Consider the following 14,370-nt stretch of genomic DNA (forward strand, 5'->3'; position numbering starts at 1 on the left):
TTGTCACGGAAAAGGTGATGAATTGACAAAGGGCGAACTGATCGAAGCACTCGCTGCGTTTCCCGATGATAGCCTGGTGGTCGTGCCAGGTTACGAAAGTGGTTTTGATGACGTTTGTGGGGCTGAGTTGCGTGACGTGACATACCAGCCAAGTCGACCTGATCATGATGGTTATTACCAGCCCGCTGGCAAGTCTCAGGACGAGGTAATACTCAAGGTTATTCATATCGCTCGCTATATCGATGAGTAGCCCAGGTGCTGCTCTCCCTAACGATGCCAGCGTCTAAAACCAAGGAAAATTGCCATGGCAGACCATGTAATCAAGATGAATATAATGGTGCAAAATGCTGGGTGGCGGCTGGCTTGGACAAACACTAGGGTGATGCTATGAAAACATTTCTGCTCTATTTAGTGCTCATCTCGGGCGGTACGGCTGCTGTCGTAGCCGGTACGGTGGCTTTGGGGTATGACTCTCTTAGCGCAATGACCGGCTGGGACAGTAGAGGGACCCCGGAGCTCGTATTCATGGTTATCTGCGCCGTAATTGCCGTTGCATGCACAGTACAGGTTTGGAAACTCAACAAGCGATATGGCTGGTACTAAAACCTACCGGGGATAGCCCGGCGCTACCCGTAAGGTAGGCCGGACGTTCTCAAGCCGCCATCACACCTGCCGGCGTGGCAGTTCTGTGCAGCTTCGTTATCAACTTTCCTATAGCGGCCGCTATCGCTTCGAAAGCGGTATAGATGACAGATTGACCCAGTATTTCGTGGGCTGTGGTGTTGGATACTCCTTCAACGATCTCAACCGGTATGGTTTTGACGCGAGCATGTTCGCTTACCGTCAGAAGCCTGCTGAGCGCCGGGTTTCTTGGGTGTCGAATAAATGGTTCTGTCGATCTTGCCTTCGCGTACCCACGCCCAATACAACCGCATGAGGTTGCTTCAGGTGTCAGTAGTTGCCTGCGAAAGCCCTTGCCGCTAGCAATGTCGCGCTCCTCTTTACGTCCCAGGTAGTCATAGCACTTCCAGCTTTCATCAGTGTCTGGAACAGCTTCCATGAGATGTTTGAGTGAGCGCTCTTTTGTGCGAAGAGGGGTGATCTGATCCAGTGTCAAAGGCTCAAAAGCCCCCTCCGTGTATGCAACCAAAGCCATCCTGGACCTGCTTTCGAAAGCCCCGAACACGGCACCGTCGAGGATGCACTCGAACAGCCTGTAGCCCAAAGACTTCAACACAGATCTGATCACTTCCATCGAAGTGCTGGTCTGGTAATCAGGTACGTTTTCGACGATTGCCATGACTGGGTTGGAGTACCGGACAAAGTCCAGAAAGTCTATGAATAGCGAGCCTGCGGATGGATGTTGTTCGGCTGAGTTGAGTTTATTTTTGGCCTTGCCTGCACGGGAGGCTCCAGTACAAGGAATGCCCGCAACAACCAAGTCACATTCCGGGGTGCCAGTGCCGCGTTGCACGTCCCGAACATCTGCACAGATTGCGAATGAAGTGTCTCGCCAAAGCATCGGGTTATTGCGCAAGCTGGCGTCCAGGTACTGATCTTCAAGCTCGATGCCAATCCTGACAAAAGTATCAATTCCTGAACGCGCCAGGCCAGCGTGTATCGCACGATCCAGCACGCCTCCACCGTGAAACAGACTGCATACAGCCAGTGGTTCTTGAGCATCGAGCTTACGCTTTAATCGCGCCAGGCGCTCTTCGATCCTCTTGTCATTGTCGAGGGGAGTGATGACGATCCGTCCCAAACGAATGACAACTCGGACTTTCTCTGCGCTCTTAAACAAGCTTCTGAGTAGGGCTGTCCGGATCTCGATTAGAGGCGTCGCGATTCCATTTTTAACCCGCCTGGAGACCGTGACATCGGCCTTGGTGGCCTCTAGTGATGTGGCTGGCACGAGCTCCAACCTGGTTTGTCCTTCCAGGCGAATGAGTGAAAAACGAGTTCCTATTTCGATGCCGGCACTCAATAGTTTTTGGCCCTCAAGCCAAATACGTGGCACGCCGCGGGCTTCCCCGATTTTAGGGGTGATGAGCAGTGAGAAGGTATTCATGTAGGGCTCTCGAAAAGGGAACCCGGCCCAATGGGAGGATTCCCATTGGGTAGATGAAGTGAGGAGTGTGCAGCCACCAACGTCAGTTGGCCGCTCGCGCTTCCGGTTGCTTTGCGAGCTTTGGGGACGTTCACGCAGCTAGCTGCGTCGAGGCCACTAGTAGGTAGTCCTCATTACGGGTTTGAAGCTGAAGTTGCCGATCCAGGTTCTTACAAGTTCGCCAGTTGTGTCAATGGGGGAAATTGAAACAGGCTGCTGGAGGAGGGCATCGCGCTTTATCGAAGATATTGAGCTGGTAGTTTTGGCGGAGTCTGATCAGAGGAATCAAACCAGCTGCAGGTATGGAATGTCCTGCCAATCTGCGTGGAACATCCAGTATCTGAACTCTTCAATGCTTTGACCACTTCTTGATTGGAGGTTGGCCAAACCTCCCGTCAAACGCTGGTACTGCGTCGGCTGATCATCGTTATCGGGATCTTCCTCGCGCCACTCCAACACGTAGTCGCTATTGAAACTGTCGGGATCGAACACCTTGTATACGTGCGATCTGTGCGCCCAGTGAAGGTAATCATGATCGCGCCATCCTTGGGGCAGTCGCATTGCGAAATCGCGACTGTCGGTGATTCCGTAATAGTCGGGGTAGTTGCAGTCGCCGTTCCAGACGAAGCTCCAGTACACCCTACCTAGGACTGGGTGGCATGAGCTGACCAATACTTCGCTGTTGAAGACGTTCGCGTTCACTGGTGATCACCAGCAGCCGGCCTCGCAGCCAGCCAATCTATCGCGGAAAGAAGCACGTCACCGTCAGGTGCTCCCTGCAGCTTGATCGAGCGGCCAGATCGTTTGTCCTTGATAACCAGCGTAGGGGTGGCTGTGATGCCGTCCTGGCTCGCCTTGTGAGCCTGGCTAATGACGGCCTGCTGCACAGACGGGTTACTCGCAGCGCAGTTATCAATGAAGTGCTGTCGATCTTCAAGCCCAGGGATCTGCGGATTGCCAACGGTTCCAGCACCGTTCGACCGAGTACGCTGATAAATGAGCTCGACTGCGAGCCAAAAAGCGCCATTGCCTCTCTCAATCCCCGCGCACTCAGCCCACCGAGCCTCATAGCTCGCTGCAGGCTCATGCATCGGTAGGGGCAGATGGTGCCATTGAAGATTCACGTCTGGATGTTGATCAATCCATGTTTTGAGCTGTGGGAAGTAATCCTTGCAGTACGGGCATTCCAGATCTGCATACTCGACGATAGTGAAACGGGCATCACGGCTCCCGTAAACCCATCCGCCACTTCGCCTCTTCTGATCGGCTGCCGGCGGCAGGGGAGCACCTGAGACCCCAAGCTGATTCTGCCTCAGCTCGGTCAGCAGAAAGGGCGAGAAAGCCAGGGCGACCGCACCGATGCAATAGAGAATTTGGCGGCGCGTTGGTCCCTTCATGCGGAGGCCTCTTTGTTGAGGAGCTGCTTTGCCAGCAGCTCCTGATCCAGCAGCGTTAGAAGAGCTTTCTGGGCGCTTTCAGGCTGTGGGTGGTGCTCAAGCCACTGATCCAGCGCTTTGTGCAGTTGGGATTGAATCTCCCTGCGATCCACTGCTACATGTTTGACGACTTGTAGGTGCTCGATCAGTACCGGCGCGCAGATCTTCAATGCGAGCAGGGAGTCTTCCTGCGGGCACTGAAGTATTTGGGTAAGACTGTCGATCAGATTTTGAGTCAGGGCATCCATGGCTCTCATGCCAGGTTCTCCAATGCACGGGGTGTTGGGAATGTAATGTTCAGGGGTTCAATACCTCGTTTCCGGTCTAGATCTGCAGCTACTTCCAGGGCAGCTCCCAACTCGTCGACACCCATGGACTGCATCAGGTCGTAGCGCTGTTTTTTCTCTTCCGGCTCGGTCATGGCCAATGCCAGGTACAGGCTCGGCGGAACAGCGCGAAACAGGGCTTCCATCGATTTCGAAAGAACCACGCCTTCGGTGTATTTACCGCTTTCTTTGCGTGCTGACAGCATCAAGCCCTTCTGGGCAGGTGTTAGCTCACGGAAACGGGAGATCTTTTCCACTTCGTCAGGCGGCATGTTCAAGCAGATCCACCACTCGATCATGTTGAGCATTGGTGCAGTTGAGGGAGGAAAGTCATCCATGTTCTGTGTTGCCAGCCAGAACCAGGCCCCGAGCTTTCGCCACATTTTGGTGATCTTCATAATGTAAGGGGCGAGGAGGGGGTTTTTGGTAATGATGTGGCCTTCGTCTGTCACGTTGACCAGAGGACGGCCCTTGTACTGATCACGCTCCGCTATGTTGTTCACGGTGTTGATCAGCGAGATATAAGCGATCGACAACTGGGCGTTGTAGCCCTCACGTGCATAGGTGGCCAAGTCGACGATGGTCAGATCTGCCTCAGGCCAAGGCGTACCAGTACGGTTGAACATCTCCCCGTCGGCGCCCATGCAAAACATGTCCATGGCTTCGGCCATTTCAAGCATCCGATTGCGTCTGCCCTCCGGAATCGAGGTGTCTTCCCCGGCCGCGCGCAACGCATTGCGGACATCCTCAGTCAGGACGGTGCGATCGGCGTCGGAGCAAATTCTGGCCGCAGCAAGGATGCACTGTCGGATTACGCTGCGGTCAGCCCGGGTCAGCCGAGCTTCCTCTTTTTCCTCACCGCCGGTGATCATCAAACGGGCTACGATTTCCATCTCGCCGAGGACATCCCGTTCATCATCGTCTTCATCGGGCTTGGCATTCATGTCCTCGTCAGAGCTTTCTAGGTCATCAGCGTCCAAGGTCTTGACCTGGCTCGGGGTGTTTACCAAGCGAATAGCGTCGGCGAACGGAGCCAGGCTAACGCCCGAGTTCGGGGCCAGCTTGATCCTGTTGACCGTCAACCCAAGCTTTTTCGCGAAATCCCCTAAGAGGCCGAAACTGTTACCCGCCTCGACGATGAACAGGCGGGGAGCGTAAACCGCAATGAGCTGGTTGAGCAGGTTATTCAACGTGGCAGACTTACCTGCCCCTGTGGGGCCGAACAGAAACATGTGGGCATTCATCTGACGATCCAGCTTGTTGAATGGATCAAATGTCAGTGGAGCCCCGCCACGGTTGAATAGCGTGATGCCAGGATGCCCGGTACCACTGGAGCGACCCCACACAGGGCACAGGTTTGCAACATGCTGGGCGAGCATCATCTGCACGTACCAGTCCATGGCTCGCTTTTGATTGACGTCGAAGTTCCCGGGAAGCCAACGCAGGTAGCTGTTGAGCGGGGCCACCTCGTCGTCAGATGCTACGGGTTCCATACCGGCACCCAGCAATGCGTTGGTCAATTGCATGCTGCGCGCGGTGAGCTGTGCTTCGTCATTTCCCTTGAGGTAAAAGGCGATGCTGCCTCGGTACAGCTTGTGCTCACGACCGATCAGTTTCCTGGCATCGTTTACCGCTTCGCGGGTCAGTAGTGAAGCTTGATTGTCACCCACCGACTTGCGTGCCAGCTTTTCAAGATGAGCCTCCAGCACGTCCTGAGGGGTGATGACCAGGGTGATGGCCAACACAGTGTCCTCAGGCAACTTGTCGAACAGGGCATGCAAGGCATCACCGCCTTTACGTGTTTCGCCAGTCAGGTGGCCGGTCTTCGGGGCTTCGCGCAGTCGATCCAGCATGATGACTCTGTGAGGCTGGCCATCGAAGTACCACAAGCCTTTTTGACTATCGGATTTTGGCTCTCGATAAAAGAGCCCCTGGGCGAAGTCGTCGCCAGTGACCAGTGGGAGATCCTCGCCGGCATCCTCTGTGCGTTTGTTCACCAGTTGAAAGAAGCGATCAAAGTCTTTGAGCGTTGTTCCCAGGTGATCGGGGTGAGGGTTGAACCACTGCAGGAGCCAATGTCGGATGTCGTAGCCGTCCATCCGTTTGCTTTTAATGCCGGCGTTGGCCAGACCTCCTGTGAAACGCTGACAAATGTTGTCCAGGTGCATGGCAGGGGTTTGGCCACGGAACGCTGCATCACCGACTACCCGGCGATACACGACAACCCGCACGCGGCGCTGCTGGCCACGCCAAGGCAATTTTGAAACTGTGGTGTCTTCAAAAAGACCACCAGGTTTGGCGATTGCATCGAGGTGATGTTTGAAAAGATCCAGGTACAGCTCCGAGAACGGGCTGCCTTTAGCCTGTGGTCGGATGTATTCACGCAGGTTCCGAAGGTAGTCATCCCAGCTGGTTTCGTCCTTCGCGTAGAACTGCACAACCCAAGGCGAGGTATCGAGCTCGTCAAAACTGTTTTGCAGCGCGTTCTCCAAGGCATCTCGCACCTTGCGAAGCCATTCGGGATCCCGGCCTTCAGTGCCGATCGGAGTCAGTTCGAAGAATGCCGCCAAGGATTTGCCATCCTCAAGCAGCATCGCTTGCTCAGCAGGCAGGTACTCAATCCATGGAAGGAGGTCGACAAAGCTCGGCTTGACGTCGTAAAGCGCGGCGACGTCGCCAACTGTGGCAGGCTTCTGCTTTGGGTTTCTCCAATCGCCTGGCGCGGGTATGCCCTGATCCTCCAGTCGCTTTAGGTAACGCTCAAGGGCCGCATCCACGTCGTTTTGATCGGAAGCCCTCAGGCCCTCCACGTCTTTATCATCAGGCTGCTCAACCTCCAAAGCTGCGGGCTCAATCGACACAGAGGCAACCGATACGTCCTCAAGCGTGGCGGGGTCTTGGGGCGCGCGCCCTTTGAACCGTTGAAAAAGATTCATCAGTAGTCCTCAACCCGCTCGCCAGGCATGGCGTACTGCACACGCTGATAGAGAGGGAAAACAGTGGTGTAGCCAGGGACTGGTGCTGGGTCGGAACCCGCAAGGTGCGGAAACACGTACATGACCAGATCTGGATTGGGCAGTCGTTTGAACTGGCTGTAGATCTCGTTTTGGGCGGTACGGGTGTAGGCCGCGCTGTCCTGCAATGGCTGGGTAGCGCGTACATCGATTGGACGGCGCAACTCCGAGCGTGCATCGAGCAACTGCCGGCCACTAGCGCTCCCGGCCGAACCGGTCGTGCCTTGGTTCCAGACGTCCATCATGGTGTTTTGACCATGCGGCAGCATTTGCTCTTTGTTAGTCGAGCATCCAGCCAGCAAGCCCGCCGTAAGTAGGCAATACATCATCGCGCTGCGCGCTGACCTCAAGTGATCAATCCAGGTTGGCATTGGCATGGTTCGCTCCTGAGGCGTACTTGACCTTGCGGCCTTTGAGTTCGTAGTCAATTTCCAGCTCTTGATCGATGTGCAGTGAGACTTGCGCACCAGGCAGGACATAAATGGCCGCGAACGCTTGTCCGTAGAGTTTGTTAACCCAGCTCGAAACGTCCGTGACTCCTTGGGTCAGGATCTTCCCCATCGCCTCGTTACCAGACAAACCCGTGCTACCAAGCGTCCCAGAAGCGTTCGAGACGTATGAGGTGGTGCTTCCCTCGGTCTTGATCAACGATGCTGCTCCAGCGCCTGCTGCGGTGATGAGGGCTTGTGAACCGATGTACTGCTGCGCATTGCTGCGTCGCTCGCCCGCAATACATGGAATGCCATATGGATCACTGATCCAGCCAAGACCACCTTGGATGGGTTGTTGGTCTCCAGAGTTGTTCTGGTTGTTATTCTGTTGATTGCCACCCTGAACCGGTGCCGGCAACGTGCGGACAGTGCCGTCGGTAAACACGAAGGTCAGACTTTTGATCTGCCCCCGCACGCATGAGAGGGTCCAGTCGCCGGAAGCTGTACCGCTGGCCACCGCACCGGCTACGTCAGGAAGGTCGATGCCATTGGCTGTCAGGTTGTCCGGACCGATCAGCACCTTGAACGGGTAGGGGTCATTAACCGTCCCATCAACAGGAACCCGGCCGATCAACGCGGACATGGCCACCGAGCCCATCAACGTCGAGTTTTGAGGGAGGGTGTAGGCACGTCTTACCTTCTTACGCTCCTGTTGCTGGCCACCCATGTCATCGCGGACAGACTGAGCACCTGTCGTGAGCGCTTTCTGTCCTCGGTCTACGGACTCGCCGAAGGCTGTAGGAAAGCTGTAGGCGCTCGCGGGGACGCTATTGCCGGCAGTGATCGGTTTGCCATTGCTATCCAGGGCCGTCGCGTCCTGTGGATCGATCCACACGATGTCTGAACCGTTTGTTTCCGATTTGAACTGTTGGCCATCACCAGGCTGAACACCTAACCCAATCGGTAAATCCGAATTGGAGTTATTGTTTTGTCCCATTCGGGTCAGTTCATCCATCTGTTTGCGCAAGCCCTCCAACACGCTCTGCTGTTGCTGCTGACTATCCAGCTTGAACTGTTCCTGGGCGTTTTTAAGGCGCTGGTCGACGGTCTGGTCAATGCCTGCCAGTCGCTGTTTGAGCGTCTCGTTGTCCTGCTTGTAGGCAGCGTTCTGCGCAAGGACGTCTGTGACCTGTTGCTTGAGCTCGCGTCCTTCAGCGACGACCGTGCGCAGCGTGTCGCTCGGCGTATCGCCTTCTACACCAAGGGCTTTGGCTTGCTCAGCCGTCAGTTTTGGAGCAGGGGTTTCGGTATTAGGTGCGGGAGCACTTCCCAGTGACTTGATGCCGACGAAAATCACTAACAGGAGGAATGGGATCACCAGGTACTTGAGCAGCGGATTACCTTTCATGCTTCGCTCCCTGCGCTGCACGCGGATCTGCTTGGGTCGCCGAGAATACGGCCGCCTGTGTCAGCCCGTGTCCCCGCGTGACCAGGTACAAGGTCGTGGTGTCACTGGCATCGCCGCGTGATCCAAGATAAGGATGTTGGAACGCTGCTGTGACGAATTCACCCATGAGCTCGCGAGGGTCCAGCGTGATGCGCTGCGCCGTCTGATTCTGCAGCTTCACGGCAGTCACCCAAAAATCATCCAGACGCCATGCGCCTAAAGGGGTGGACTTCACCGGTAGAGTGGGAAGCAGGGTGGCCAGATCAAGGCTGCGCTCAACCTTCACCTGTGCGATGCCGTCTACAGGCTCGACGGTGCGCAACGGCGCATAAAGCATCTGGGCTGCATAGCGGGTGAGGACGACTGGGACGGGCGTTTCTCGCTTTACTACTTCCTCTGGTTCATCGTTTTCATCGCTTGAACGGCTGGTTGATTCCGTGCTCTTCGCAGTGGCCTTGGCTGAGCGTGCTGTAGCAGCCCCTCCATACCGTGCGGATGATGTTTCACCTTCGACGATCTTCACCGGCTCCAGCGGCGTTTGATCCGCAGATGCCTCTGTAGCAGCGATGTCGACCAGAATGATTTCACCGGTCTTGGCGTTCTGCAGCTGGAGTCGAGTGGGCTCTATCGCTTCCTTCGCAAACAGGTAAATCGCACCGCCCGTACTCTGCACCCGCAGCTTTTCAGTCAGCGAGCGCGGGAGTCCAACACGAACATTTTGATCAACGAAGACGATGCGTTCCTGATTGATGCGCAGAGGAATGGCCAGAGGCAACCGCTCCCACCGGAGAATCTCGACTGCCGAGGCGACTTGGGCGTTGCCAGCCAGCACCACCAGTAATGTCGAGCATGTGATTACCCGCAATACACTCATTTGAAGACTCCTTTCGACGGAGTTGCGGGAGCTTCCACATTGCCCTCGATGCGTTGTGGTGCGCCGTTGTAGCAGTCCCATGCCAAACCGAAGGGATTGGTTTCGGGGTCGACGTCCATGCGTACAACGTGTAGCGGATATCTCGCGAGGGCACGCTTGACCAACTGCCCGCCGTAATACTCGTCTGCTGTGATATCGAGCGTGACAGTCCAATCATCGATAGAGTTGGTCACCGTCCTGGTCTCTGGCGAATCTCCATAGCCTCGACCTGGAATTTCATACACGCCTCGGACGCGCTTGCGTAGCTCACCGCTAGACCTGCGCAGTTCAAAATCGCTCTGCAGGTAATGCTTACAAGATGGCGTGATGTAAGCATCCAAGCGGGTGATATTTGCCTGATAATCCAGCTCGCCGTCGACCGGCCACCGGTTCATTTGCTGAAAGATGTACAGGCCGAATGTGTATACCGATTGGGGAGGGACATCCCACCACATTCGCGTGCTTCCAGACCGCAGATCTGGCGGAACGTGAACGGTCAATTGCTTCGGCGAACTCCACCAGCCGAAACCAAGGCCTGCTGCCACCAGCGCGATCAAGACTATCGCTATCCTCAAGCTATTGATGTGGGCACGTTGGGAGTCGGCCAACTTCAAGAAACGGCTCATTGTTGCTCGCTCCGGCGGCAAGTCCAGTTGCCTGATCGAAGGACCAGGTTGGCTTTGTTGAATGAGGTCGGACCGAGCATTGCCGTCTGCAGCTGCAACCTGCGGTAGACCCATGTCTCAGGTCTACCGCGTTTGAGGCGTCGCAAAACCCGAGATGCGATGAGTAGTCCCATTACTCCTCCTATCAGGGCGCACACCACGGGCATTGATGGTGTGATGATGAAGGCCAGCGGCAGACCAATCACAAAGCCTACGCCGCTGCAGCCGAATACAGTGACCCACATCTCGTCCGCCGTAAGACCGCCAATCACCACTGGCTGATTGTTCAATCGACTTGGCAGAAAACGCAGGGTGCCGTCTTCATGCTGATCTTGCTGGAGCTCAGTCATGGAAGCCTCTGCGACTCAAAGGATGTTGGTAGCTGTAGTGACCAGGTAGATCGTGACGCCAATCAAGCCCACACCGACTACGGCAGTGCTGCCCAAGTCAGCCCATTTGGCTTTGCCCATGTGGATTTCGTGGTAGACGCCCAGCGCATGGCGTCCGACCATCACGATGCCGTAAGCGCAGAGACACAACCCCAGTAGTGTGAAGCCATCAAACGCGTAGTTTTGCATCGTCTGTGCGAAGCTGGTGCCCGTCCCGCGCGTTGGGGCCTGCGCGGCTGGTAGCACTGCAAAAGCACTACCTGGGCTTACCGCCATCAGGACGATCAAGCGGCGGGACTGAAAAAAGGCAACTGCCTGGGAAAATAATCGATACAGCATCATCTTTGTCTCCTTGGAAAAATCAACTCAACAGCATGAATGTCATAATCATGAACAGCACCGCCCAGCGAGTAGCTGCTACTGCAGCCGCCGGAGCTGCAAGATTTCTTGTCGCCCAACCGCGATAAATGCTTGTAAACACCCAGACTCCCCACAGAATGAGGATGCCCATAGCAAGGCCGGTCCACAGCGTGTTGCTGTTGGCCGGTGAAAAGCCGGCAGCGGCCTGAAAGGCACTGATCTGGGTAGAGGACATCGTCATCGCGTGTGATCACCGCTGACGTTGTATTGGCCTGATATCTCGACTGGGTCACGGGGCTGTGCCCGGGAGGGCGTCAGATAATCCTGTAGGCCCTGGCGAATGCGTGCGATATCGCTGACTAACCTGGAGTAATCCATGTGATAGCGCTGGGCTGATTCACTGGGCAGGTCAGCGCTGCGCTGGGCGACGGCCTCAAGCGCATTGAGCTGGCGAATCATTACTTCCACGTTGGCTTGCTCGGAAGCCGTGCCGGCTGCTCGCGCCTGCAAGGAAAGCAGCGGTGTGCATATGAGGACTGCAGACAGGCAGATCTGCATGCTTGAAAACGCTGGTTTGATCGCGGGGAGTTTGATTTTCACGTCGCGGGCCTTGGAAGCTGTAGGAATCTATGTCCACAGCATGACCAACGGCCCGGAAGGAATCAGTACGAAACCCTTTTTAGGTCTGGGGGGGTTTGTCCAATGAAGTTAACGATGCGGTGCTGCGTTTGAAGAAGAATAAAAAACCGGTGCTGATCGCGTAACCGAACGCCCAGCCCTGTGCGTTATGGTTGCCAATTTGTTCATGGCCACGATTGATCTGCTGAACGCTCACCAGCTCCCATCCTTCTCTGCCGTGGCGATTCAATACGGCCAGCGTTTCAGGGTTGTTCAAATATCCGTGCATGTCCGGTTCGGTAGTGTCGTCCGTCGACTTGAAAATCAGCACGCCGCTGGTAACGGTTTTGTAGGGGAGTGGTACGAAGGTCTGGGTGTATTCAAAAGTGGTCATGGGTCAGCCTCACGCAGTGGCCGCGATTATGGATCGGTTGTCTTTGAAGCGCTGCATGATGTCGATCACCAGCGAGTTGACGGCCAGAATCTTCATGGCTCGTGTGACAGCGACGTACAGAAGGTTCAGCTCATCGTCGCGTTTGCCGGCGTCGATGTCAGGGGAAAGCGGATTTGCAGAAAAGTCGTCATAAAGCCCAACGAAGTCCCACTCCAGCCCTTTGGCTCTGTGCGCAGTGGTAAGGGTCACGGTTGCATCGAGCTCCGACGTGACAGATGCAGCACGGAGCTGCTCGATTCGTTGGGGCAGATCCTCATAGTTTTCGATGATTTTGATCGAGCGCAGCATCTCAGGATCCTGCGTGGCCTTCGCGATCACGACATACTGGTCGTAATCGGCATAGTCGGTCAGCAATTTGCGCTGCTGGACCTGGTCATTCATATGCCGGCTGAAATAGAACAGGTCCTCCAGATCGCGCAAGGAATAGCTGTCGATCCCTCCGATCCACTGCATGCGGTGGTTTTGGTTGACCAGGCGCAGCGCGTTCTCGATCACACCGATCACAGTACGGTGCAGGTAGGTGCGGTGAGGGAGATCGTCCGGTAAGGCTCGTTTCACCAACGTCGGCTGTCCCAGGCCTTGCAGGGGGATCTTTTCACCCTTGAAGGAAAGGATGACGTTGGCCACGTAGGCAACAGCCGGTCCAAATCTGAAGCTCTGAGTCAGGAAGTGCTTCTCGGCGTCCTTCATCGCCGGGCTGTTTAAAGCATCCACAGCGCCTCTGAACCGATACAGCTGCTGATGCCGATCACCTACAGTGACTTGAGTTATTGTTTGGATCTGGACCAGGTTCGCGATGACCGGGTTCACGTCCTGCCCTTCGTCGAGCAAAATCGCACCGAAACGCTGGCTCAGATCTGGCTGGCTCATCTGGTACAGCTTCAGATAGCCATCGTGCGTCATGGGGACTGAGCGATCGTTGATATCGACCATCTTCTCCCAAACGTCTCTGGTCAGGTTGAGCGCTTTACTCATGTACTGCTGCTGGACCGAGGTCAGTGTGCGGTTGCTCTGGAATCGCACAAAGTGGTCCTCCAGCAGCTCCAGATCCTTGCTGGCCATGAAGGCATTGAGGGTCGAAACGATGTCTTTGGCCAGCTCCCAATCCTGGGTATTGATCGTCCTGGCGATGTCGGTCAAACGCAGATTGTCAGCCTGCTTGTGTTTGTACTGGCTGCCATAGACAGCGTAAGCGAGGCCGTGAGCTGTTTTGCAGGTCACGTTCCGTGGAAAACGGTTCTTTGCCGCGATCTCAACAGCTTTGTTGTAGCAGAGGTACAGCATTTTGACCGACGAGTTATGCGTGGCATAACCGACGAGTGTCGTCGTCTTTCCGGTACCGGCAAACGCCTGGACCAGTAGCTTTTTTGCGAAGGAGTGAATAGCTGGCAGTTGTTCTTTTGTCCATTGCATGGAGGGCACCTAGAGGTATTTTTTGAAGCTGGACGCCGTAATGCTGACCGCCAGGCCGAGCAATGCTGCGCATGGCAGGAGTACCAACAATGGGCTCACGCTGAATGGCAAAGCCAGGTATAGGCTCCAGGGGATGATCACCAGCGGCACCATCGTTGCTCGAGCTTTGTGATACAGGTAGCTGGACTCACGCCCGGCACCGAACCGGCGCAAGTCTCTGCGCACCAGTCCGTCGACAAAACCAACGAACGCCGTCATCACAAATAACGGAATTGCGAGGGTCAGGATCACCAGGCGCACGCAAAACACCAGTGTCGTGTAGAGAGCCGCAAGGCCATAATCCTGAAACTTGCTGACTCCCACGCCGAGCATGTAGCGCATATCGAAACCGCGTGATCGTTGTCCTGTGGCAGCATAATCAGATGTGTGTTGAACCCAGTCCTGAAGCCCAGTCTTGACCACCAGCCAGTCATACGTGGTTTGAACCAGCCATGTAGCTGTTCGGCCAGGCTCTTGAACAACCACACTCTGCAGGAACCCCTTGGAGAGCCAGCTGAGTTCATGATCGAGCATTGCGCGAGCGTGCTGCCAACCGGCCTCAGGCCAGAAAAAGTACATGCAGATCCATTCGACGATGATGGCTCCGCCCAGAGAGAGGAACATTACTGCCGCGAATCGAAATGGCAGGGTGAAGAGAGATCCTATGAACGACTGTTCGTGGTCTTGCTGCTGTTTCGCGCGATCGGCAACGTCCGCCATATCAGATGCCCCCTTGCCGATCGCTCAGCCCGCCGAGA

The 14,370-nt window shown here is 55.6% G+C and carries 17 protein-coding genes; 1 reads left to right on the forward strand and 16 read right to left on the reverse strand.

What is annotated here, in order from left to right:
* Positions 1-22 precede the first annotated feature (22 nt).
* Positions 23-250 (forward strand): hypothetical protein, encoded by a 228-nt coding sequence (locus tag RYB09_RS11075; RefSeq protein ID WP_316888359.1) that lies wholly within the window; start codon positions 23-25, stop codon positions 248-250.
* Between the two features lie 402 nt (positions 251-652).
* On the opposite strand, the gene RYB09_RS11080 is transcribed toward RYB09_RS11075, so the two are convergent.
* The 16 genes from RYB09_RS11080 to RYB09_RS11155 form a co-directional block, all read right to left on the reverse strand.
* Entirely contained in the window at positions 653-2,068 is a 1,416-nt protein-coding gene (locus tag RYB09_RS11080; RefSeq protein WP_316888361.1) for a DNA cytosine methyltransferase, read from the reverse strand.
* 324 nt (positions 2,069-2,392) lie between these two features.
* On the reverse strand, positions 2,393-2,809 hold the full coding sequence (locus RYB09_RS11085) for a hypothetical protein (protein ID WP_316888363.1): 417 nt from the start codon (positions 2,807-2,809) through the stop codon (positions 2,393-2,395).
* A complete protein-coding gene (locus RYB09_RS11090; protein WP_316888365.1) occupies positions 2,806-3,504 on the reverse strand; it encodes a DsbA family protein in 699 nt (232 codons plus the stop codon). The genes RYB09_RS11085 and RYB09_RS11090 overlap by 4 nt, the downstream gene beginning before the upstream one ends.
* Positions 3,501-3,800 (reverse strand): hypothetical protein, encoded by a 300-nt coding sequence (locus RYB09_RS11095; protein ID WP_057413645.1) that lies wholly within the window; start codon positions 3,798-3,800, stop codon positions 3,501-3,503. The genes RYB09_RS11090 and RYB09_RS11095 overlap by 4 nt, the downstream gene beginning before the upstream one ends.
* Entirely contained in the window at positions 3,797-6,805 is a 3,009-nt protein-coding gene (locus tag RYB09_RS11100; protein ID WP_316888369.1) for a conjugative transfer ATPase, read from the reverse strand. Before RYB09_RS11100 ends, RYB09_RS11095 begins: the two co-directional genes overlap by 4 nt.
* Entirely contained in the window at positions 6,805-7,260 is a 456-nt protein-coding gene (locus tag RYB09_RS11105; RefSeq protein ID WP_316888371.1) for a TIGR03751 family conjugal transfer lipoprotein, read from the reverse strand. The genes RYB09_RS11100 and RYB09_RS11105 overlap by 1 nt, the downstream gene beginning before the upstream one ends.
* Complete coding sequence (locus RYB09_RS11110; RefSeq protein ID WP_316888373.1) at positions 7,238-8,722, reverse strand: TIGR03752 family integrating conjugative element protein; 1,485 nt, start codon at positions 8,720-8,722, stop codon at positions 7,238-7,240. The genes RYB09_RS11105 and RYB09_RS11110 overlap by 23 nt, the downstream gene beginning before the upstream one ends.
* Positions 8,712-9,635 (reverse strand): TIGR03749 family integrating conjugative element protein, encoded by a 924-nt coding sequence (locus RYB09_RS11115; protein ID WP_316888376.1) that lies wholly within the window; start codon positions 9,633-9,635, stop codon positions 8,712-8,714. Before RYB09_RS11115 ends, RYB09_RS11110 begins: the two co-directional genes overlap by 11 nt.
* Positions 9,632-10,300: a PFL_4703 family integrating conjugative element protein gene (locus tag RYB09_RS11120; RefSeq protein WP_005783175.1), complete on the reverse strand. Its 669-nt coding sequence runs from the start codon at positions 10,298-10,300 to the stop codon at positions 9,632-9,634. The genes RYB09_RS11115 and RYB09_RS11120 overlap by 4 nt, the downstream gene beginning before the upstream one ends.
* On the reverse strand, positions 10,297-10,689 hold the full coding sequence (locus RYB09_RS11125) for a TIGR03750 family conjugal transfer protein (protein WP_005783176.1): 393 nt from the start codon (positions 10,687-10,689) through the stop codon (positions 10,297-10,299). The genes RYB09_RS11120 and RYB09_RS11125 overlap by 4 nt, the downstream gene beginning before the upstream one ends.
* A gap of 15 nt (positions 10,690-10,704) precedes the next feature.
* A complete protein-coding gene (locus RYB09_RS11130; protein ID WP_005747140.1) occupies positions 10,705-11,070 on the reverse strand; it encodes a TIGR03745 family integrating conjugative element membrane protein in 366 nt (121 codons plus the stop codon).
* 19 nt (positions 11,071-11,089) lie between these two features.
* Positions 11,090-11,329, reverse strand: a complete 240-nt coding sequence (locus RYB09_RS11135; protein WP_005783177.1) for a TIGR03758 family integrating conjugative element protein — start codon at positions 11,327-11,329, stop codon at positions 11,090-11,092.
* Positions 11,326-11,688 carry an RAQPRD family integrative conjugative element protein gene (locus tag RYB09_RS11140; RefSeq protein WP_316888378.1) on the reverse strand — a complete coding sequence of 121 codons (363 nt, stop codon included), beginning with the start codon at positions 11,686-11,688 and terminating at the stop codon, positions 11,326-11,328. Before RYB09_RS11140 ends, RYB09_RS11135 begins: the two co-directional genes overlap by 4 nt.
* A 79-nt stretch (positions 11,689-11,767) precedes the next feature.
* Complete coding sequence (locus tag RYB09_RS11145; protein ID WP_316888380.1) at positions 11,768-12,100, reverse strand: DUF4177 domain-containing protein; 333 nt, start codon at positions 12,098-12,100, stop codon at positions 11,768-11,770.
* Between the two features lie 9 nt (positions 12,101-12,109).
* Complete coding sequence (locus tag RYB09_RS11150) at positions 12,110-13,573, reverse strand: UvrD-helicase domain-containing protein (RefSeq protein ID WP_316888381.1); 1,464 nt, start codon at positions 13,571-13,573, stop codon at positions 12,110-12,112.
* A gap of 9 nt (positions 13,574-13,582) precedes the next feature.
* A complete protein-coding gene (locus RYB09_RS11155) occupies positions 13,583-14,332 on the reverse strand; it encodes a TIGR03747 family integrating conjugative element membrane protein (protein ID WP_003425101.1) in 750 nt (249 codons plus the stop codon).
* Positions 14,333-14,370: the final 38 nt, after the last annotated feature.

It is taken from the genome of Pseudomonas syringae group sp. J254-4 (assembly GCF_032586855.1).
In the GTDB taxonomy this organism is placed as follows: Bacteria; Pseudomonadota; Gammaproteobacteria; order Pseudomonadales; family Pseudomonadaceae; genus Aquipseudomonas; species Aquipseudomonas amygdali.